General features: G+C 74.2%; 15 protein-coding genes. 9 read left to right on the top strand and 6 right to left on the bottom strand.

Features of this window, described 5'->3' with window-relative positions:
- Positions 1-109: 109 nt before the first annotated feature.
- Positions 110-2,479: a malto-oligosyltrehalose synthase gene (treY, locus tag ABZ261_RS01045; RefSeq protein WP_356854450.1), complete on the bottom strand. Its 2,370-nt coding sequence runs from the start codon at positions 2,477-2,479 to the stop codon at positions 110-112.
- Between the two features lie 282 nt (positions 2,480-2,761).
- A complete protein-coding gene (gene glgX, locus ABZ261_RS01040; RefSeq protein ID WP_356854449.1) occupies positions 2,762-4,876 on the bottom strand; it encodes a glycogen debranching protein GlgX in 2,115 nt (704 codons plus the stop codon).
- 217 nt (positions 4,877-5,093) lie between these two features.
- Between glgX and ABZ261_RS01035 the strand changes: the two genes are divergently transcribed.
- The 4 genes from ABZ261_RS01035 to ABZ261_RS01020 all read left to right on the top strand — a co-directional run bounded on the left by ABZ261_RS01035 (position 5,094) and on the right by ABZ261_RS01020 (position 9,576).
- A complete protein-coding gene (locus ABZ261_RS01035) occupies positions 5,094-5,906 on the top strand; it encodes a Tat pathway signal sequence domain protein (RefSeq protein WP_356854448.1) in 813 nt (270 codons plus the stop codon).
- Between the two features lie 56 nt (positions 5,907-5,962).
- Entirely contained in the window at positions 5,963-7,303 is a 1,341-nt protein-coding gene (locus ABZ261_RS01030) for a copper amine oxidase (RefSeq protein ID WP_356854447.1), read from the top strand.
- Between the two features lie 114 nt (positions 7,304-7,417).
- Positions 7,418-8,656 (top strand): SAV2148 family HEPN domain-containing protein, encoded by a 1,239-nt coding sequence (locus tag ABZ261_RS01025; protein ID WP_356854446.1) that lies wholly within the window; start codon positions 7,418-7,420, stop codon positions 8,654-8,656.
- A gap of 101 nt (positions 8,657-8,757) precedes the next feature.
- Entirely contained in the window at positions 8,758-9,576 is an 819-nt protein-coding gene (locus ABZ261_RS01020; RefSeq protein WP_356854445.1) for a 3'-5' exonuclease, read from the top strand.
- A 57-nt stretch (positions 9,577-9,633) separates the two neighbouring features.
- Here the strand turns inward: ABZ261_RS01020 and ABZ261_RS01015 are convergent, their stop codons facing one another.
- Positions 9,634-10,497 carry an aminoglycoside phosphotransferase family protein gene (locus ABZ261_RS01015; protein WP_356854444.1) on the bottom strand — a complete coding sequence of 288 codons (864 nt, stop codon included), beginning with the start codon at positions 10,495-10,497 and terminating at the stop codon, positions 9,634-9,636.
- A gap of 199 nt (positions 10,498-10,696) precedes the next feature.
- Here ABZ261_RS01015 and ABZ261_RS01010 point away from each other — a divergent pair, with 199 nt between their 5' ends.
- From ABZ261_RS01010 to ABZ261_RS00990, 5 genes are all read left to right on the top strand, one after another.
- A complete protein-coding gene (locus ABZ261_RS01010; protein WP_356854443.1) occupies positions 10,697-11,620 on the top strand; it encodes a sugar ABC transporter permease in 924 nt (307 codons plus the stop codon).
- The gene (locus tag ABZ261_RS01005; RefSeq protein ID WP_356854442.1) at positions 11,617-12,450 is read left to right on the top strand and encodes a carbohydrate ABC transporter permease; all 834 of its coding nucleotides are present in this window, start codon (positions 11,617-11,619) and stop codon (positions 12,448-12,450) included. The genes ABZ261_RS01010 and ABZ261_RS01005 overlap by 4 nt, the downstream gene beginning before the upstream one ends.
- Entirely contained in the window at positions 12,450-13,727 is a 1,278-nt protein-coding gene (locus tag ABZ261_RS01000) for an extracellular solute-binding protein (RefSeq protein WP_356854441.1), read from the top strand. The genes ABZ261_RS01005 and ABZ261_RS01000 overlap by 1 nt, the downstream gene beginning before the upstream one ends.
- A 689-nt stretch (positions 13,728-14,416) precedes the next feature.
- A complete protein-coding gene (locus ABZ261_RS00995) occupies positions 14,417-15,937 on the top strand; it encodes a hypothetical protein (protein ID WP_356854440.1) in 1,521 nt (506 codons plus the stop codon).
- Positions 15,938-16,012: 75 nt separating this feature from the next.
- Positions 16,013-16,336: a hypothetical protein gene (locus tag ABZ261_RS00990; protein ID WP_356854439.1), complete on the top strand. Its 324-nt coding sequence runs from the start codon at positions 16,013-16,015 to the stop codon at positions 16,334-16,336.
- Positions 16,337-16,378: 42 nt separating this feature from the next.
- Here the strand turns inward: ABZ261_RS00990 and ABZ261_RS00985 are convergent, their stop codons facing one another.
- The 3 genes from ABZ261_RS00985 to ABZ261_RS00975 are packed head-to-tail and all read right to left on the bottom strand — an operon-like array spanning position 16,379 to position 19,392.
- Entirely contained in the window at positions 16,379-17,716 is a 1,338-nt protein-coding gene (locus ABZ261_RS00985; RefSeq protein ID WP_356854438.1) for a protein kinase, read from the bottom strand.
- Complete coding sequence (locus ABZ261_RS00980) at positions 17,717-18,715, bottom strand: protein phosphatase 2C domain-containing protein (protein ID WP_356854437.1); 999 nt, start codon at positions 18,713-18,715, stop codon at positions 17,717-17,719.
- An 8-nt stretch (positions 18,716-18,723) separates the two neighbouring features.
- Entirely contained in the window at positions 18,724-19,392 is a 669-nt protein-coding gene (locus ABZ261_RS00975; protein ID WP_356854583.1) for a tellurium resistance protein, read from the bottom strand.
- Between the last annotated feature and the right edge of the window lie 21 nt (positions 19,393-19,413).

The following is a 19,413-nucleotide window of genomic DNA, read 5'->3' as shown; positions in this document are numbered from 1 at the left end:
CGTCCGGCACGCGCGGGCCGTGGGCGCCGCGGTGAGGGACGCGGCCGCGGCTCCCCGGCGTCCGGGAGACGCGCCGCGCCCGGCCGTCGACGGGGCGACGGTGAGGCCGTCAGTTCTCCGGGACCCGTTCCAGCAGCGCCACCGGGAGGCGCTCGAAGAGGTCGGCCGTGTCCACGTGGCCGGTGAACACGCGGTCCGGAGCGAGCACGTCCGCCCAGCGCCCGGGCGGCAGGGGCAGCCGCGTGTCCCGCCAGCCGCCCGCCTCCGCCAGCCGCAGCGACAGCCGGGTCACCGCCGTGACCACCTCCCCGGAACGCGCGAACGCCAGGCAGTGGTCGGCCGCCGGGCCCGTTGCGGCCAGCGGGTCGTACGACGCGTCCGCGCCGAAGGCGCCGGGCCGGCGGGCCCGCAGCCGCAGCGCCGCGGCGGTCACCGCGTCCTTCTCACCGGGCACGGGGGGCGGGAACGCCACGGGCCGCCGGTTGTCCGGGTCCACCAGCGCCCGGTACTCGCCCTCCGTGCCCTGGTACACGTCCGGCACGCCCGGCATCGTCAGATGGACCAGCGCGGCGCCGAGGACGTTGGCCCGGACGTGCGGCTCCAGCGCCTTGCGGAACGCGGCCACGCGCTCGCCGGGCGCCCCGCACGGGCCCGCGGCGACGAACGCCGCCACCGCCTCCTCGTACGGCGGCTCCTGCTCCGTCCAGCTGGTGTACATGCCCGCCTCGCGCACATGCTTCAGCAGCGCCTCCTGGACCCGCTCCTCCTCGGCCGGCCCCAGCCCGAACACCGTCTGCCACGCCGCCCAGGCGAGCTGGCCGTCCGGCGCGGCCCCCGCGGCCGGCGCCACCTCGGCGAGCACCTCCGCCCAGCGGTCCGGGCACTCGGTGAGCACCGCGAGCGCCGCGCGCACGTCCGCGCTGCGCTTGGTGTCGTGCGTGGAGACGACCGTGCCGGTGAGCGGCCAGTCGCGCTGCAGGCGCGCGCAGTACGCGTGGAACTCCTCCGGCGGCACGCCCGGACTGCCCGGGTCGCCGCCCACCTCGGCCGCGGACAGCAGCGGCACGTAGCGGTAGAAGGCCGTGTCCTCGACCGACTTGGCGCGCAGCGCCGACGCGGTCTGCGCGAACCGGGCGCGGAACTCCACCCGGTCGGCGTGGTCCGGCGCCGACGGGTCGCCGGGCGGCTCGACAAGCAGCCGGCGCACCACGCCGACGGCCTCGGCCTCCTCCGGGACCACGAACGCCAGCCGCGCCTCCTCGGCGGCCTCCTCGGTGACGACGGCGGAGGCGTCACCGGAGGCGTACGGCCGGTAGACCCGCATCCGGACCAGCAGCTCCTCCACGGCCGTGCGCAGCGCCCAGGGCGCCCGGTCGCGCAGCGAGAGGTCGGGCGAGGCGGCGCACAGCCGGGCGGCCACCCGGGTGAGCCGGTCGGTCTCGGTGGCCAGTTCGTGCGTGAGGACCTTGTAGGCGGCCCGCCGGACCGTGGCCTCCCAGTTGCCGCCCCGGTCCGTCTGCGGGGCCGCGAAGGACCGGTAGCGGCCCAGCAGCTCGTAGGCCCCGGTGCGGTCCGTGAACAGGCCGTCGACGTGCCGCAGGGCGTCGTAGCCCGTGGTGCCCGCGACGGGCCAGGAGGCCGGCAGGTGCTCGCCGTCGGCCAGGATCTTCTCCACGACCGTCCAGCGCCCGCCGGTCGCCGCGTGCAGCCGCGCCAGGTAGCCGTCGGGGTCGGCGAGGCCGTCGGGGTGGTCGACGCGCAGCCCGTCGATCACGCCCTCCGCCAGCAGCTGCAGGATCTTGGCGTGGGTGGCGTCGAACACCTCCGGGTCCTCGACCCGCACCCCGATCAGCTCCGAGATGCTGAAGAAGCGCCGGTAGTTCAGCTCGGTGCGGGCCAGCCGCCACCACACCGGGCGGTACCACTGGGCGTCCAGCAGCTGCGGCAGCGGCAGGTGCGCGGTGCCGGCGCGGAGCGGGAAGGCGTGGTCGTGGTAGCGCAGCACGTCCCCGTCGACCCTCAGGTGCTCCAGCTCCGCGCCGACCGGGCCGCCGAGCACCGGAAGCAGGACCCGGCCGCCCTGCGCCTCCCAGTCGATGTCGAACCAGCGCGCGTACGGCGAGCGGGGTCCTTCGCGCAGCACCTCCCACAGGGCGGGGTTGTGGCGGGGCGCCATCGCCATGTGGTTCGGCACGATGTCCACCACCAGGCCGAGCCCGTGCTCCCGCGCGGTGCGGGCCAGGGCGCGCAGCCCGTCCTCGCCGCCCAGTTCCCCGCGCACGCGGGCGTGGTCCACCACGTCGTAGCCGTGCGTGGAGCCGGGGACGGCCTCGAGGACCGGGGACAGGTGCAGGTGCGAGACGCCGAGTGACGCCAGGTACGGTACGGCCGCCGCCGCGGCGGCGAACGGGAACGCGGGCTGGAGCTGCAGCCGGTAGGTCGCCGTGGGCACCGCCGGTCCGGGTCGCGCAGAAGTCATGGGACCTTACGTACCCAGCTCGCCGTCTTTCGTGTCATCTCCCCCCGCACCGGCCCCGCGCGCCTGCCCGGTTCCGGCCGCCCGGCCGGCGGACCGTACCGCCGGCCGGGCGGCCGTCGCCGGGTGCGGCGGGCGGGGTGCGGCGGGCGGGTGCGGCCGGCGCGGCGGCCTGTGCCGGGCGGAGCGGGCCGGGGCGCGCCCGGTGTCCCGCACGCGCCCCGGCCCGCGGGGTCGGGCCGTGCCGCCGGTCCGCCCGCCCCCGTGGCGCTCCGCCCGGCCGTGTCACTCCGCCGGCCGCTGCAGGACCGTCAGGCTGCGGTCCGGCAGGGTGAGCCGGTCGCCGGCCGCGACCTTCGCACCCGCGCCCGGCGGCACCCCCTCGGGACGGGCCGTGTCGACCACGACCTGCCACTGCCGGCCGTGGTCGACCGGCACCAGGAAGTCCAGCGGCTCGGGGGAGGCGTTGAACATCAGCAGGAAGGAGTCGTCGGTGATGCGCTCCCCGCGCGGACCGGGCTCGGAGATCGCGTTGCCGTTCAGGAACACCGTCAGCGCGCCCGCCTGCTCCGAGTCCCAGTCCCGCTGGGTCATCCCCCGGCCGTCCGGGGTGAACCAGGCGATGTCCGACAGCTCGTCGTGGGTGCCCTCCACGGGACGGCCGTGGAAGAAGCGGCGCCGGCGGAAGACGGGGTGGTCGCGGCGCAGCCCCACCATCGCGCGGGCGAACCGGAGCAGGTCGCTCTCCAGGGACTCCGGCCAGTGCACCCACGACAGTTCGTTGTCCTGGCAGTAGGCGTTGTTGTTGCCCCGCTGGGTGCGGGCGAACTCGTCGCCGTGACTGATCATCGGCACGCCCTGCGACAGCATCAGGGTGGCGAGGAAGTTGCGCATCTGCCGGGCGCGCAGCTCCAGCACCCCGGGGTCGTCGGTGTCGCCCTCCGCCCCGCAGTTCCACGACCGGTTGTGGCTCTCGCCGTCCCGGTTGTCCTCCCCGTTGGCCTCGTTGTGCTTGTCGTTGTACGCCACCAGGTCGTGCAGGGTGAAGCCGTCGTGGCAGGTGACGAAGTTGATCGAGGCCAGCGGACGGCGGCCGTCGTCCTGGTAGAGGTCCGAGGAGCCGGTCAGCCGGGAGGCGAACTCGGCCAGCGTCCGCGGCTCGCCCCGCCACAGGTCCCGCACGGTGTCGCGGTACTTGCCGTTCCACTCGGTCCACAACGGCGGGAAGTTGCCCACCTGGTAGCCGCCCTCGCCCACGTCCCACGGCTCGGCGATCAGCTTCACCTGGGAGACCACCGGGTCCTGCTGCACCAGGTCGAAGAACGACGACAGCCGGTCCACCTCGTGGAACTGCCGGGCCAGGGTGGCCGCGAGGTCGAAGCGGAAGCCGTCGACGTGCATCTCGGTGACCCAGTAGCGGAGCGAGTCCATGATCAGCTGGAGCACGTGCGGGGACCGCATGAGCAGCGAGTTCCCGGTGCCCGTGGTGTCCATGTAGTAGCGGGGGTCGTCCGTGAGCCGGTAGTACGACGGGTTGTCGATGCCCTTGAAGGAGAGCGTCGGGCCCAGGTGGTTGCCCTCGGCGGTGTGGTTGTAGACCACGTCCAGGATGACCTCGATCCCGGCCTCGTGCAGGGCCCGGACCGCCGACTTGAACTCCAGGACCTGCTGGCCGCGGTCGCCCCAGGAGGCGTAGGCGTTGTGCGGGGCGAAGAAGCCGATGGTGTTGTAGCCCCAGTAGTTGTTCAGGCCCATGTCGACCAGCCGGTGGTCGTTGACGAACTGGTGCACGGGCATCAGTTCGAGCGCCGTCACCCCGAGCTTGGTCAGGTGTTCGATGATCGCGGGGTGGGCGAGCGCCGCGTAGGTGCCCCGCAATTCCTCCGGGAGCCCCGGGTGCCGCATGGTCAGGCCCTTGACGTGGGCCTCGTAGATGACCGTGCGGTGGTAGTCGGTGCGGGGCGGCCGGTCGTCGCCCCAGTCGAAGTACGGGTTGACCACCACCGAGGTCATGGTGTGCGGCGCCGAGTCCAGGTCGTTGCGCTCGTCCGGGGCGCCGAAGTGGTAGCCGTACACCTCCTCGCCCCACCGGATCGACCCGCTGACCGCCTTCGCGTACGGGTCGAGCAGCAGCTTCGCGGAGTTGCAGCGCAGTCCGCGCGCGGGGTCGTACGGACCGTGCACCCGGAACCCGTACCGCTGGCCCGGCATGATGCCGGGCAGGTACGCGTGCCGTACGAACGCGTCGCTCTCGCGGAGTTCCACCGCCGTCTCCGAGCCGTCGTCGTGCAGCAGACACAGCTCTACTCGGTCCGCGGCCTCCGTGAAGACCGCGAAGTTGGTTCCGGCGCCGTCATAGGTGGCGCCGAGTGGATATGCCTCGCCAGGCCAGACCTGCATGGATACGACTCTCCCAGGTGTGCCGCCCGCCCGGGGCCGCGTCGGCGCCCGAGTCTGCCCAAAAACTGACGGAACCTTCTCCGGCGTACGCCCCTCTTCCCGATCGACCAGTGCACACGGCGGTTCGGATACCCGCCGTGCGGCGAATCAGCGGGGCGGCGGTGCACTCGGTGCACTCCCGGAGGACCGCGAACACCACGGGGATCAGGGGGAAGACGTGCGCGAGACAGTCCGGCGCCATCTGGGCAAGGCCCTGGCCGGTACGGCGCTGGCGGCGGTGGGGACCGCCGCGATGGTCGCGGTCACCCTGCCGGGCCAGGCGGGGGCGGACGCCTCCGGCGGGACCGGCGGCGGCGTCCGTGCCGCGGGCCGGGCCGGGCCGGGACCGGACGCCGTGCGGCCGGGCGTCGTGGAGCGGGCGCCCGCCGAGCGGGAGCACGGCACGGGCCGTGACCCGCTGACCGACGACGAGATGCGGCGGGCCGAGACGATCGCCGCCGGCGGCCGGCTGTCGGCCACGGCCCGCGGCGTCGCCGGCGCCCGGGGACCGCAGCGCCTCTCCGTCGGTCTCGCCGAACCGGAAGCCGGCGAGACCGACGACCCCGCCGCGCCTCGCCGGGCCGACGTGACCCTCTACGACTACCGGACCGACACGCTCGTCACCAGCACCGTCGACCTGCGGACCGGCAAGGTCGTGCACACCGGCGCCCAGCAGGGGGTCCAGCCGCCGCCGAGCCGCGCCGAGAACGCCGAGGCGGCCCGCATCCTCATCGCCGACCCGCTGGGCGCGGGCCTCGCGGCCGACTACCGGGACGCCACCGGCAAGCGGCTCACCTCCCCGGACCAGCTGCAGCTCAGCGGAGGCGTCTACCGGGCCGCGCCGGGCGCCCAGCCCGCCGTGCTCGACGACTGCGGCGTGCACCGCTGCGTGCGGCTGTTCACCAAGGTCCGCAGCGGGCCGTGGATCGACACCCGGGACCTGGTGATCGACCTGAGCGCCCGCCGGGTCGCCGCCCTCGACCGCCGCTGACCGGCCTTCGCCCGCCGCCCCACACCCGTACCTCCGGCAAGAGGAGCCACCCCTTCATGCCCGACAAGCACCTGCCCGGCGGCGTCCGGACACGCACCGCCCGCCGTGCCCGCCGGACCGCCGCCGTCGGCCTGTCCCTGGCCGCGCTCGCCGCCGGCGCCACCACCGGCGCGGGCCCGGCCGCGGCCCGCCCGCAGGCCGCCGCCGCACCGGCCGCCGGCTGCGGTGCCGCCCATCTGATCGAACAGAAGCTGGCCACCGGCACGAGCTGGCGGATGTGCTGGCGCTACGACGGCAGGGCCGGCCTGGTCCTGGAGAACGTCGCCTACCTGCCCAAGGGCGAGAGCAAGCCCGTCAAGGTCCTCAACAGCGCCCGGCTCGCCCAGATCCACGTGCCCTACGACGACGGCAAGCACGAGTACGACGACCTGACGGGCCAGAACTTCGCCCAGGGCCTGATGGACCTGACGCCCGCCGAGTGCCCCGGCGGCACCATCAAGCCCGTCAAGGTGCCGGACGGCGACCCGGAACACCCGAACGTCAAGGGCCTGTGCACCACGACCCGGTCCCGCGGCCACGCCTACCGCATGCACGACCTGCAGACGGACCGTACCCACCAGGTCCAGGGCAAGGACCTGCTGGTCTACACGGTCAACCAGGTCGGCTGGTACGAGTACATCACCGAGTGGCGCTTCCAGGACGACGGCACGGTCGCCATGAACGTCGGCGCGACCGGCAGTCTCTCCTTCGACGACTACAACGCCCAGGACGGCCGCGGCTGGCCCATCGGCAAGGGCGCCAGGGACTACTCCACCAGCCACAGCCACAACGTCTTCTGGCGGCTCGACTTCGGCCTGGACGGCTCGTCCCGCACCAGGGTCGAGCAGTACGACTCGACCGTCAGCGCCCCCACCGGCCGGCAGGAGGGCCCGACCGCCAGGACCACCCGCACCAAGGTCACCAGGGAACTCGCCGGCGACCACAAGACCTACCGCTGGTGGCGGGTGGTCAGCGCGACCGGCAGGAACAAGGACGGCCACGCCCGCTCGTACGAGCTGGTCCCCGGGCCCACCACCCGGTACCCGGGCCGCGCCTTCACCCGGCACGACATGTACGTCACCGAGTACGACGCGTGCGAGCTGTTCGCCAGCAACAACCCCGGGTGCGCCGCCGGGCACCCGAAGTCCGTCGACAAGTGGGCCGACGGCCGGACCCTCACCCACCCGGTGGTCTGGATGAACGTCGGCTTCCACCACATCGCCCGGGACGAGGACCAGCAGCCCATGCCCGTGCACTGGCAGGGGTTCGCCATCTCCCCGCGGGACGTCACGGCTATGAATCCGCTCACTCCCAAGGACCTGGCATGGCAGAACGGGCACTGGGAATGGCGCAGTTGAGCACAACGATCAGCAAACCGACCTGTCCATCCGGCTGCACCGCCGACCGCTCGCGGAGTACCCTTCCTTGATCGTTGAGACGGAAGAGGCCCGGGAGCGGAAGGCGGTGCACGGGTGGGCTCGGGAGGGCTGGAGCTGCCTCCTGGTGACGCAGGTCACGAGGGGAACTCCGCAGACGTCCCGCCCGGCGCGGTGTCCCTGGCCCGGCCGATGGACGCGGGGTCCATCGGGCCGGAGCTCGACTGGGACGCCGACGCCTGGCGCGAGGTGCGCACCCGCGCCCAGCGGGCGGGCCGGGCCTACATCTGGCTGAACCTCGTCGAACAACGGCTGCGCGCGGTGGTGGCCGCCGTGCTGCGGCCCGTCTACGAACCCGTCCACGGCGACGACTGGGTGGTCGCCGCGGCCGGCCCGGCCGGCCAGGAGTGGGTGCAGCGCGCGGTCGCGGTCCGCGAGGTCAGCCGCCGCAAGGGCTACTTGCTCGACCCGGCCGACGACAACGTGCTCAGCTTCCTCACCCTGCCGCAGCTGCGGGAGCTGGTGGTGCAGCACTGGCCCTGCTTCGAGCCGTACTTCGACGAGCGCCGCGACCTCGAACTCGCCCTGGACGAGCTGGAGGTGACCCGCAACGTCGTCTCCCGCAACCGGGCCCTGTCCGAGGCGGTGCTCAGCCAGGCCGAGCGGGCCTCGGCGCGGCTGCTGGAGATGCTCGGCGCGGGCGGTGACGTGCCCTCGGCGCGCCGGCTGCCCGTGGACGCGGTCGAGGACCTGGTCGGCGACCGCTACGCCGACGTCGTCGCCGTCCACTCCGACCGGGTCCGGCTGCTGCGCCGCTTCCCGGCCGAGGACATCTTCGGCGGCGCCCGCCGGCTGGACGCCATCGGCATCGGGCTCAACCTGCTGGTGCAGAACTTCTCCGGGCGCCGCCTGGTCCGGCTCGCCGAGTCCGGCTGCCGGGTGCGGCTGCTCTTCCTCAACCCGGCCTCCAGCGCGGTCAAGCGCCGCGAGCGCGAACTGGGGATGAAACGGGGCGAACTGAGCCGCTCCGTGGAGATGAACATCCTGCACATGCGCCGGGTGCGCTCCCGTCTGCGCGACCCGGGCGCCTTCGAGATCCAGGTGTACGACGAGACGCCGCGCTTCACCGCCTACCTGGTGGACGGCGACGGGGCCGACGGGATCGCCGTGGTGCAGTCCTATCTGCGCGGGGCGCGGGGCATGGAGTCACCGGTCCTGGTGCTGCGCAACGGCAGCCGGCTGGTCAAGTCGGACGACGTGGACGAAGCCGGGCTCTTCCCGACCTACCGCGAGGAGTTCGAGCTGGCTTGGGCGGATTCGCGCCCGGTGTCCTGAACTGTCCACCCGGCGGGCGGAATCACTTCCTCGGACTGTCAGTGCCGCGTGCGAAGGTGGAGACCACGGGGGGAGAGCACCACCGAGGAGGGGGGACGCCCATGGGCTGGCACCGGCAGCTGCTGATCGGCTTCGACCTGGAGACGACCGGGACGGATCCGCGGCAGGCGCGCATCGTCACGGGCGCGGTGATCGAGGTCAGGGACGGTGAGCCCCTGGGGCGCCGGGAATGGCTGGCCGATCCGGGCGTGGAGATACCGGCCGACGCGGTCGCGGTGCACGGCATCAGCAGCGAACGCGCGGCGGCCGAGGGCCGCCCGGCCGACCAAGTGGCCGATGCCATCGCGGGTGTCCTGGCGTCCTACTGGGCGACGGGCGTGCCGGTCGTCGCCTACAACGCCGCCTTCGACCTCACCCTGCTCTCCGCGGAGCTGCGCCGGTACGGCCTGCCGTCCCTGTCCGACCGGCTGGGCGGCATCCCGCCCGCCCCGGTCATCGACCCGTACACCATCGACCGCCGGGTCGACCGCTACCGCCGCGGCAAGCGCAACCTGCAAGCGGTCTGCGACGAGTACGGCGTCGTCCTCGACGCGGCCCACGACGCCTGCGCCGACGCGCTCGCCGCGGCGCGGCTCGCCTCCGCGATCGCCGAGCGCCACCCGAAGATCGCGTACCTCGGCCCCGCGGAACTGCACCGGCGCCAGGTCCGCTGGTACGCGGAGTGGGCGGCGGACTTCCAGAGCTTCCTGCGCGGCAAGGGGGACGCGGGGGCGGTGGTGGACGGCACATGGCCGCTGCGGGAGCTGCCGGACGCCGGCCCGCCGGGCTCCGCCGCCGCGGGCGGGCGTGCCGCTCGTGGCGGCCCGAGCGGGCGCCGGGGCTCCTCCCTGCTGGAGCAGCTCGGGGAGGGCGCCCCGTAGCGCCGGCCGCGCGAGACCCCGGCGTCGGCCGCCGGGCGCCGGAGGGAGCCGGGCGCCTCAGAACGGATACCAGCGCACCGTCGCGTCCCCGTCCCGCAACGACGCCACCCGCCGGCGGAACTCGGCCAGCGCCCGGGGATTGCCCGGCGCATGCTGGGCCACCCACGCGCAGCTCGCCGTCTCCCGCGCCCCGCGCAGCACCGCACACCCCTCCCACTCCCGCACGTCCCAGCCGTACGCGCCGGTGAAGGAGTCGTACGCCTCGGCGGGCAGGCCGTACCGGTCGCGGGAGAGGGCCATGACCACCAGGTCGTGCTCCCGCAGATCGGCGGAGAAGGTCTCCAGGTCGACCAGGACCGGCCCGTCCGGCCCGATGTGCACATTGCGGGGCAGCGCGTCGCCGTGGACCGGGCCGGGCGGCAGATGCGGGGTCAGCGCCGCCGCCTGCGCCGCGAAGCCGTCCCGGCGCAGGCGGAGATAGGCCGCGTCCTCCGGGTCGATCGCGTCGCCCGCGAGCCGCAGCCAGCGCTCCACACCGCCCAGCAGATCGCGGGGCGGCAGGGCGAAGGGGGGTGCGGGCAGCGCGTGGACGATCCGCAGCAGTCCGGCCAGATCGCGCGGCTCGGCCGGCCGCAGGGAATCCGGCAGCCGGTGCCAGACGGTCACCGGATGGCCGTCCACCAGCAGCGGCTCCGGCTCGGCCGCCCGCACCGCCGGTACACCGGCCTCGGCGAGCCACCCCGCGACGGCCAGCTCGCGTGCGGCCCGCTGAAGCAGCTCGGCGTCACGGCCCACCTTCACCACCAGATCACCGGCGGCGAACACCGCGTTCTCGCCGAGGGCCAGGAGCCGCGCCTCCCGCACCGCGCCCGCCGGCACCCCCGACGCGGCCAGTACGTCCCGCGCGCGTGCCTCGTCCATTCGTCGTGCCTCCGTGCGATCTTCCCCACCGTGCCGAGGCCCGCCGGCGGCGCCCGGCGCGGGCCTTTCCCGGTCAGTCTCGCATTCGCACAGGCCGGCGGGTGTGCGCGGTCCCTTGACGAGGCACCGGGCCTTCACGACCATGAACACGCCCGCCGCGGCGGCCGGAGCGGGCAGAGGGGCTGGTTCCGTGACCTCAGTGGCCGAAGCACGGACACCGCCGGCCGGAGCGCGGCGGCCGGCCCGCCGGCGCGCCGCCGATCGGGGCGCCTGGTTCCTGGTGCTGCCCGCCCTCGTCCCGATCCTCGTGCTCAGTGTCGGACCGCTGCTCTACGGCATCCTGCTCGCCTTCACCGACGCCCAGTCCGGCCGCACGACCGCCACCCGGTGGATCGGCGCCCTCAACTTCCGCGACCTGCTGCACGACACCCTCTTCTGGGAGTCCTTCCGGATCGGGCTCGTCTGGGCGGCCGGCGTGACCGTGCCCCAGTTCCTGCTGGCGCTCGGCATGGCCCTGCTGCTCCATCAGGACCTACGGCTGCGCGGACTCGCCCGCGCCCTCGCGATCGTGCCCTGGGCGATGCCCGAGGTCGTGGTCGGCATCATGTGGCGGCTCGTCTACAACCCGGACGCCGGCGTCCTCAACGAGACCCTGCGCGACCTGGGACTCGGCGGCGGCCGCGACTGGCTGAGCGGCCTGGCCACCGCGCTCCCCGCGGTGATCGTCGTCGGCGTCTGGGCGGGACTGCCGCAGACCACCGTCGCCCTGCTCGCCGGACTGCAGAACGTGCCGCGCGAACTGCACGAGGCGGCCGCCGTGGACGGCGCGGGCGCCTGGCGCCGCTTCCGCGCGGTCACCTGGCCGGCGCTGCGGCCGGTGGCCCTCGCCGTCACCGCGCTCAACCTGATCTGGAACCTCAACTCCTTCGCCCTGGTCTACGTGCTCACCAGCGGCGGGCCCGGCGGCAGGACCCGGCTGCCGATGCTGTTCGCCTACGAGGAGGCCTTCCGCTACGGCCAGTTCGGGTACGCGGCGGCGATGGGATGCGTGCTGGTCGCCGCGGTCTCGGTCCTGCTCGCGGTGTTCCTGGCCGGCCGGCTGCGAGGCGGTGACGCGGCATGAGACCCCGACGCGCCGCACGCGCCGCCCAGTACGCCGCGCTGCTCGGCTATCTGCTCTTCCTGGCCTTCCCGCTGCTGTGGCTGCTGTCCACCGCCCTCAAGCCGCCGCGCGAACTGGGCAGCGTGCACCCCACCTGGATCCCGCGCCACCCCACCCCGGCCAACGTCCGGCAGGCCTTCGCCGAGCAGCCGCTCGCGCACGCCGCGCTCAACTCCCTGCTGGTGGCGCTCGCCACCGCCGTCGCCGCCGTGGCCGTCGCCACCCCGATGGCGTACGTCATGGCGCGCCACCGCACCCGGCTCGCCCGGGCCGCCACCGGGTGGGTCGTGGTCAGCCAGGCGTTCCCCTTCGTGCTGGTCATCATCCCGCTGTTCCTGGTGCTGAAGAATCTGCGGCTGATCGACTCCCTGGCGGGGCTGGTCCTGGTGTACGTCGTGTGGGCGCTGCCGTTCGCGCTGTGGATGCTCGCCGGCCACGTCCGGGCGGTGCCCGCGGAGCTGGAGGAGGCGGCGGCCGTCGACGGCGCCGGGCGGCTGCGCACACTCGTGTCGGTGACGGCGCCGCTGCTCGCGCCGGGCATCGCGGCGACGGCCCTGTTCGCGTTCGTCACCGCCTGGAACGAGTTCTTCTTCGCGCTGGTCCTGCTCAAGAGCCCCGGGAAGCAGACCCTCCCGGTCGTCCTCACCCACTTCATCGGCGCGGAGGGCGTGGCCGACCTCGGCCCGCTGGCCGCCGCCGCGTTCCTCGCCACCCTGCCCTCCGTCGCCGTCTTCGCGCTCGTCCAGCGGCGGATCACGGGCGGTCTGCTCGCCGGGGCGGTGAAGAGCTGATGCGGACCCTCGCCAAGGCGCTCGCGGTGCTCCTGCTGCTCCTCGCGGGCTGCTCCTCCCCGGACCGCCGCGACGGCGGCCCGATCACCCTGCGCTTCCAGTCCCTGGCCTGGCAGCGGGAGTCCGTCGCCACCGTCAAGGACCTGGTGCGGGAGTGGAACGCCGCCCGCCCGGACGTCAGGGTCGAGTACGTCCAGGGCAGCTGGGACACCGTGCACGACCAGCTCCTCACCGCCTTCGAGGGCGGCGAGGCCCCCGACATCGTCCACGACGCCTCCGACGACCTCGCCGACTTCGCGCACGGCGGCCGCCTCGCCGACCTGACCGGCCTGCTGTCCGACCGGCTCACCGCGGACATTCCGCGCAGCGGCTGGGAGACGGTCACCTTCGGGCACGGCGTCTACGGCGTGCCGTTCCTCCAGGAACCGCGGGTGCTGATCGCCGACGCCACCCGGCTGCGGGCGGCGAAGGTGCGCATCCCGACGCCGGGACACCCCTGGAGCTGGAGGGAGTTCCGGCAGGTCGCCAAGAGGCTGAGCGGACCCGGCAGGTACGGCGTGGCCTGGCCGCTCAAGGAGCCGGTGTCCGCCACGCTGAACCTGTCGCTGTCGACGGGCGGCCGGCTCTTCCACCGGGGCGCGGACGGCAAGGTCGCCGTGCGGTTCACGGCCGGGGACGCGGTCGTGCCGCGCGTCATCCACGACCAGGTCGCCCTCGACCATAGCGCCCCCGCGTCGACCCTCGGCAGCGGCGGCTCCGACACCCTGCCCGGCTTCTTCGCCGGCCGGTACGCGATGCTCCCGCTGGGCTTCTCCTACCGCCAGCAGATCGCGCAGCAGGCCCCGGAGGGCTTCCGCTGGGAGGTGCTGCCCGCACCGGCGGGCGCCGGCGGGCTCACCCAGGGCGTCAGCCCGCAGACCCTGTCCGTCTCCGCCGGCTGCCCGCACAAGAAGGAGGCCGCCGCGTTCATCGAGTTCCTGCTGCGGCCGCGGAACATGGTCCGCCTCGCCCTGGGCGACTGGATGCTGCCCACCGGCGCCCGGGCCCTGCGGGACCCCGCCCTGCACACCGCGCGGAACGGCTGGGCCACCGGCACCGCCCTCGCGGCCCGGCTGCGCCCGGCGCCCGCCCAGTCGGTCCGCGGCTACCCCGAGTGGAAGGACAAGGTGGCCACCCCCGCCTACCAGGAGTACTACAGTGGCGCGATCGGTCTCGACGGGCTGCGCCGCCGTCTGGAGCGGGACGGCAACCTGGTGCTGGCCCGCTACCAGCGCTGAGCGGTCCGCGCCCCGCCCACGCACCGTCCAAGGGCAGGTGCGAGACGGCACGTGTCGTCTCGCCCAGCCGCGCGGACATGACTCCGGCCGCCCCTCCCGCCCACATCGCCATGTTCTCCCTCGCCGCCACGGCCATGTGAACCCCGGCCTGGAGGTGATCCGTGAGCCGGGCGGCGCGGACGCCCGCTCCCCGCCCGGCCGGGGCCGCACGGCGGGCGCCCTCGGACGGGCAGCCGCTCGCCCGGCTCGCGCACCCCAGTCACGACCGCCTCCGGCACCTCGTCGGGGGTGAGGTCCGGCAGCCGGCGCAGCCACCTCGGCGGGCGCCGGTCGCGCTCGCCGGGCAGCGCCGTCACCGCCGGCAGCGGCACCCCGCGGACGACCGTCGCGTCGGTGAGCAGGGCCGCGGCCGGCCCACGTGCCGCCGGTCCGTACGCCACCCCCGCGGGACGCGACGCCGCCGTGGCCGAAAAACGCCCCTGCGGCGTTCGGGCTTCGCCGCACGTGTGACACGCGAGCGCCGCGCGACGCAGAACCAAGAGCCGCCCCGGTCCGACGTCGCAGGGGAACGCCGGACCGCGGCGGCCGATACCACAGACCCGTTCCACGCGGCCCGGCTCACCGAACCGCGCGACAAACCCGCCACGTTGTCCCTAGGGTGAAACGCGCGGAAGGCCGGAGGGGGACGGATGAGCGTGACGGGCAGACCATTGCCGTCGTTGCCGCAGTACCGCAAGGACGGGGTGACCCGGCGCCTGAGCGCCTCCGTGCACCTCGACGACGACTTCGCGCTGTACGCCGACCGGATGCTCACCGGCGACCGGCTCAACGCCCTCGGGCTGAGCCTCAACATCAACCTGGTCGCCCTCGCCCGGCACGCGCGCAGGGCGACCCGCCGCCGGGCCGCCCTGGACCGCCGGCTCGCCTGCCTCCAGGCGGCCGTGCCCGTCACCGTCCTCGTCGGGCTCTGGAGCCTGACCGCCGGAGACCGGTCACTCGGATGGGTGGCGCTGTGCGGACCTCTCGGCGCCTACGGGGCCGCCTGGTTCCTGGTCCGCCACGACCAGGCCCGCCGGCGCGACACGGCCCGGGAGGTGTTCCTCTCCGCGGAGAAACCGGAACAGACCGCGCCCCCGGTGGAACCGGAGGCCGAGGCCGCGCTGCACGAGCTGAAACGCGCCAACGTCCTGCCCTACGCCGACGAGGCCGCCTACACCAAGCCGTTCGTCGGCAGCGGCGACAAGATCAAGGAAGTCGTCTGGCAGCCCATCGACATCAGCAGGCCCGCCGACGCCCCCGGCGGCGGCAAACTGCCGGTACGCCCGTTCGACGTCATCGACCTGCACACCTATGTGGCCCGCCACATGGAGAACATCTCCGGACTGCAGGGCCTGCGGGTCAGGAACCGGCTCTACGTCCTCGGCAGCAACGCCCACCTCCTGCCCGAGCTGGTGCCCGACCCCACCCGGCGGCCCCGCGCCCAGATACCCAAGCAGCTCGTGCAGGCCGGACTGAAGACACCGGGCGCCGGCATGCGCACCCACCTGTGCCTGGAACGCGTCGGCGAGGGCGGACGGCTGATCGTCTCCATGTACCTGCGCGCGATCCTCCAGCACCCCAGCCTGACCTGGGAGGTGGCCGCCTATGCGATCCCGCCGCTGGACGGCCGCTTCCACCGCGTCGACCGGCTCCCCGTGGCCCCCTGGGAACGCTGGTGGGACCTGTTCCGCCACGCCACCCGCCGCACCGGCCCCGAGCTGCGCGGCGCCCTCGGCCGCATCCGGCGGCGCCACCGCTGGCAGCGCGACCGCGAACGGCAGCTGGCCCGGACCCGCCGTGCGATCACCAAGCAGCACGTACGCCACGACTACGGCGCCACCGGCAGCCTGCGCGAGGACCTCGGCGCCTGGGACGAGGCCGGCTACGCCGAACGCATCGACGCGCAGGACTACCTGTTCCGGCTCCAGCAGGGCGTGCTGACCGCCACCGAACGGTTCCTGCAGGACCACCACATCGACACCAGCTCCTTCGACAAGGCCGTACAGGTCATCAACCAGCAGACGTACAACATCGGCAGCGTCAGCGGTCCCAGCAACTTCGGCGCCCACGGCACCGTCCTCGTGGGCGGACAGCAGGGGCCCGGACCGTATGGCGCCCCGGGACCCCAGGGCGCACCCGGGCCGGCCGGCCCCGGTGCGCCCGCCCCCTAGCCGCGACCCAGCCCCACCCGACGGCGGCTCCTCCGGCCCGGAGGCGAGCCACCGGTACAGAAGCGAGGACAGGACATGAGCACCTACAACTTCGGCAACGTCAACGGCCCGGCCAACTTCGGCGACCACGGCCGCATCCAGATCAACCACGCCACCCCGGACCTGGAGGCCCTCATGGAGGTCGCCGACCGGCTCACCGAGACCCTGCGGGCCGAATACCCGCACATGGTGAGCAGCGGCGAGGTCATCCAGGGCGAGCTGGCGCAGTCCGCCGAGGACGGACTGCCGCCCAACCGCGGCCGGATCCGCTCCGCGCTGGAGACCATCGCGATCGGGGCGTCGGCCGGCACCGGGAGCCTCGCCTTCACCCAGCAGCTGATGAACGCCCTCGGCCTGTGAGCCGGCCGGAGCCCCGCCGCCACGAGGCCCTTGGCCGCTGAGTCACCGCGCCCGGACCACCGCCCGCACCCCGCCGCCCAGTTCCAGGTCGAGTCCCGAGCGCAGCGGCACGGTCTGACCGGGTCCCACCTTCTGCGCCGTGCCGTCGGAGCGGGTGGCGGTCCAGGTCTGCTGCGAACGGTTGGCGAGCCCGAAGCGCCCCGGCTTCTTCGGGTGTTCCACCAGCTCCGCCACGAGCGTCGCGTCGGAGCAGTCGTGCCGCCTCGGTTCCGGCAGCAGATGGTGGGCCTGCACCCGGGCGGCACGGCGCAGCCGGATGTGGTGCTCGCCGCGGGGCGGGGGAGTCGTCACCGTCAGCCGCGGCGGCAGCACCAGCCGGACCCCGCAGCCCCAGCAGTCCCGCGGGGGCGGGTTCTCGCCCGGCTCGGTCATGTTCTGCCGTCCGCAGGACGCGCACTCGACCACCGCGTCCAGCACCGCCCGCAGCGCGTCCCGCCACTCCGACTCGCGGACCCGGGCCGCCGGATCGCGCAGCCCGGTCGTGAACGAGCGCCGGAACAGCTCCCGCAGTTTCTCCGCCGCCGCGTCCCAGGTGGCCAGCACGGTCGCGTGCTCCAGCGGGTCGGGTGCGTTGGCGTCGTCCGCCGGGTCGAACACGAACAGCGGGCTCCGGCCGTACAATTTGCGCTCGGCCGCCTCGTCCAGGCAGTGGATGCCCAGCTCCCGCCTGCCCTTCAGCGGGTGGTGGTTCATCAGCAGCATGAACAGCAGGACCGCCAGCGAGTGCAGGTCGGACTGGGTGCCCGGGCGCGCCCCCGGGTCCGCGCGCACCAGCTCCGGCGCCATGAACTCCATGGTGCCCGAGATGCCGCTGGCGTCGCCCTCCACCACCGCGTTGTCGTTGTCGCACACCAGCACGTCGCCGGTGTCCGGGTCGAAGAAGATGTTGCCCCAGGAGATGTCCCGGTAGGCGATGCCCCGCGAGTGCAGTGCCTGATAGGCCTCCACCGTGTACAGGCAGGCCGTCAGCAGGGCGCGCGGGCTGGTGCGCAACTGCCGCCGGAACAGCGCCGGAAGCCCCTTGAAGCGGTCCGGGCGCAGCCCCATCAGATAGCCGAACGAGCCGCGGTGCGCCGGCACGAAGGCCTCCGGCCACAGGAACCGGTCGTCGGCGAAGTCCCGGGCCACCAGCTCCCGGACGATCGCCTCCTGATCCGGGGTCGCGCAGGTCGGGTAGTACCACTTCAGCGCCCGCTCCCCGTCCGGCGTGCGGACCCGGTACACCTCGCCCTGGCCGCCCGCGCCGAGGAAGTCCAGGATCTCGACGTCGTCGCCGTTCTCCGCCGCGAGGCGCACCCCGCCATCGAGCATGCCGCTCATCTACGTCTCCGTCTCCCGTTCCGTGTCCGCGTCGATGCCGCCCGTCCGCCGCCCGTCCGCCGGTCCCGGGCCGGCCGCCTGCTCCGGAGGACGCGCCTGCTCCGGAGGCCCCGCCTGCTCCGGCGAACCCGCCTGCTCCGGCGAACCCGTCGGCTCCGGAAGGCCCGACGGGACCGGAGCCGCCGGGCGCACCGCCGCCGCCAGGGTCGTGTCGTCCCCGGAGTAGCGGGAGGCCTGGGCGAGCCAGTCCGGCAGGGCCGTGCGGACGCCGGCGCTGCCCTCCTCGGCGAGCCGGCCGGCCAGACCCGTGACGAACTCGCGGTACCCGCCGGCCGACGCGAAGCTCTTCGACAGGCCGTCCGTGGAGAGCACCACCAGCCGCGGGGCGCGCGCCTCCTCGAACACCGGCGCCCAGTGCATCCGCATGGCCCGCCACGCCTCCCGCCCGCACAGCGACTCGGTCTCGTCGCCCAGGTCCTCCTCGGCGGGGGCGAGCGGCCGGCGCAGGGCGCCGTCGTGCTCGATCACCGCCAGGTCCCCGTCGCCGATCTGCCAGGCCACGAACAGCCACGGCGTGAGCACCGCACCGATCAGCGTGGTGCCGTACAGCAGCAGCTTCTCGGCGGTCTCCGGCTCCCGCGCGGCCTCCTCCACCACCGGCCGGTGCCGGTCCCAGTGCCCGAGGGCCGCCTGCCGCCACTCGTGCACCAGGGCACGCGGGAAGTCGTCCCGGGCGTAGGTCATCAGCCGGGTCAGGCGGCCCGGCCCGTGGCAGTCGTGCGCCGCCCGCCCGAACCCGTCGGCCAGCGCCAGGAACCGGTCGACGGCGAACCGCGCGCCCAGTTCGCTGCGCGCGTGCACCGCCGAACCGTGTCCGTCGGCCACGGCCAGGACCAGCGGATCCTCACCGGACCCGGTGCCCCGGCAGTCGTACCAGTCCTGGTTGCGGCGCTTGCCCACGCCCTGGACGCTGCCGGCCAGCGTCTCCCACCGTCGCACCCCGAGCGTCACCACACGTCGTCGTCATCGTCGTCGTCCAGCACGGGCGGCGCGTACGGCTGCTTCGCCGTGCCCAGGCCGGAGCCGTCGCCGACGACCGGCTGGGAGGCCGCCTTCACGGCCGCCGTCGACGCCCAGCGGATCGCCGCCGCGAGCTGCTTGGGGCTGTTGGCGTCCAGCGGCTGCAGCTCCGGGTTGCCGAGGAACTCCTGCAGCACCCCGCGGTCCGCGTCCGCGCCGATCGCGATGGCCACCCGTACCGCCTTGCGGCCCCACGGCGTGGCGTCCACCGCCTTCAGGCCCGCCTTCCAGTCGTCGGTGGGCACTCCGTCCGACACCAGCGCCAGCACCGGCTTCAGCGCCCGCTGCGGCATCGGCGGGGTCTGCAGCTCCCGCGCCACCAGGTGCAGCGCCTCACCCAGATTGGTCATGCCGTCGACCTGCACGTCCTGCCAGGTGAAGTCGTCCACCGGGACCGGGGTCTGGTGCAGCCACTGCGCGGTGGTGGAGAAGGTGACCGTGCGCAGCAGCAGTTGCGCCGCGGGATTGTCGTGGGCCACCGACCGCATCTCCGGGACGGACTCCCGGATCGCGTAGTTGAGCTTGGCGATCTTCTCGCCCTGCATCGAGTACGAGCAGTCGAGCAGCCAGATGAAGTGGACCGGCCGGTTGGCCATCGGCCCGCCGGGAATGTCGCT

The sequence above is a fragment of the Streptomyces sp. NPDC006193 genome (genome assembly GCF_040613915.1).
Classification (GTDB): domain Bacteria; phylum Actinomycetota; class Actinomycetes; order Streptomycetales; family Streptomycetaceae; genus Streptomyces.
This window is presented reverse-complemented; position numbering and strand designations above follow the sequence as displayed.

Bases quoted from the DNA above. Each gene is read 5' to 3' on its own strand.
- treY (WP_356854450.1), bottom strand. From the start codon at position 2,479: ATGACTTCTGCGCGACCCGGACCGGCGGTGCCCACGGCGACCTACCGG.
- glgX (WP_356854449.1), bottom strand. From the start codon at position 4,876: ATGCAGGTCTGGCCTGGCGAGGCATATCCACTCGGCGCCACCTATGAC.
- ABZ261_RS01030 (WP_356854447.1), top strand. From the start codon at position 5,963: ATGCCCGACAAGCACCTGCCCGGCGGCGTCCGGACACGCACCGCCCGC.
- ABZ261_RS01020 (WP_356854445.1), top strand. From the start codon at position 8,758: ATGGGCTGGCACCGGCAGCTGCTGATCGGCTTCGACCTGGAGACGACC.
- ABZ261_RS01015 (WP_356854444.1), bottom strand. From the start codon at position 10,497: ATGGACGAGGCACGCGCGCGGGACGTACTGGCCGCGTCGGGGGTGCCG.
- ABZ261_RS01005 (WP_356854442.1), top strand. From the start codon at position 11,617: ATGAGACCCCGACGCGCCGCACGCGCCGCCCAGTACGCCGCGCTGCTC.
- ABZ261_RS01000 (WP_356854441.1), top strand. From the start codon at position 12,450: ATGCGGACCCTCGCCAAGGCGCTCGCGGTGCTCCTGCTGCTCCTCGCG.
- ABZ261_RS00995 (WP_356854440.1), top strand. From the start codon at position 14,417: ATGAGCGTGACGGGCAGACCATTGCCGTCGTTGCCGCAGTACCGCAAG.
- ABZ261_RS00990 (WP_356854439.1), top strand. From the start codon at position 16,013: ATGAGCACCTACAACTTCGGCAACGTCAACGGCCCGGCCAACTTCGGC.
- ABZ261_RS00985 (WP_356854438.1), bottom strand. From the start codon at position 17,716: ATGAGCGGCATGCTCGATGGCGGGGTGCGCCTCGCGGCGGAGAACGGC.
- ABZ261_RS00975 (WP_356854583.1), bottom strand. From the start codon at position 19,392: ATGGCCAACCGGCCGGTCCACTTCATCTGGCTGCTCGACTGCTCGTAC.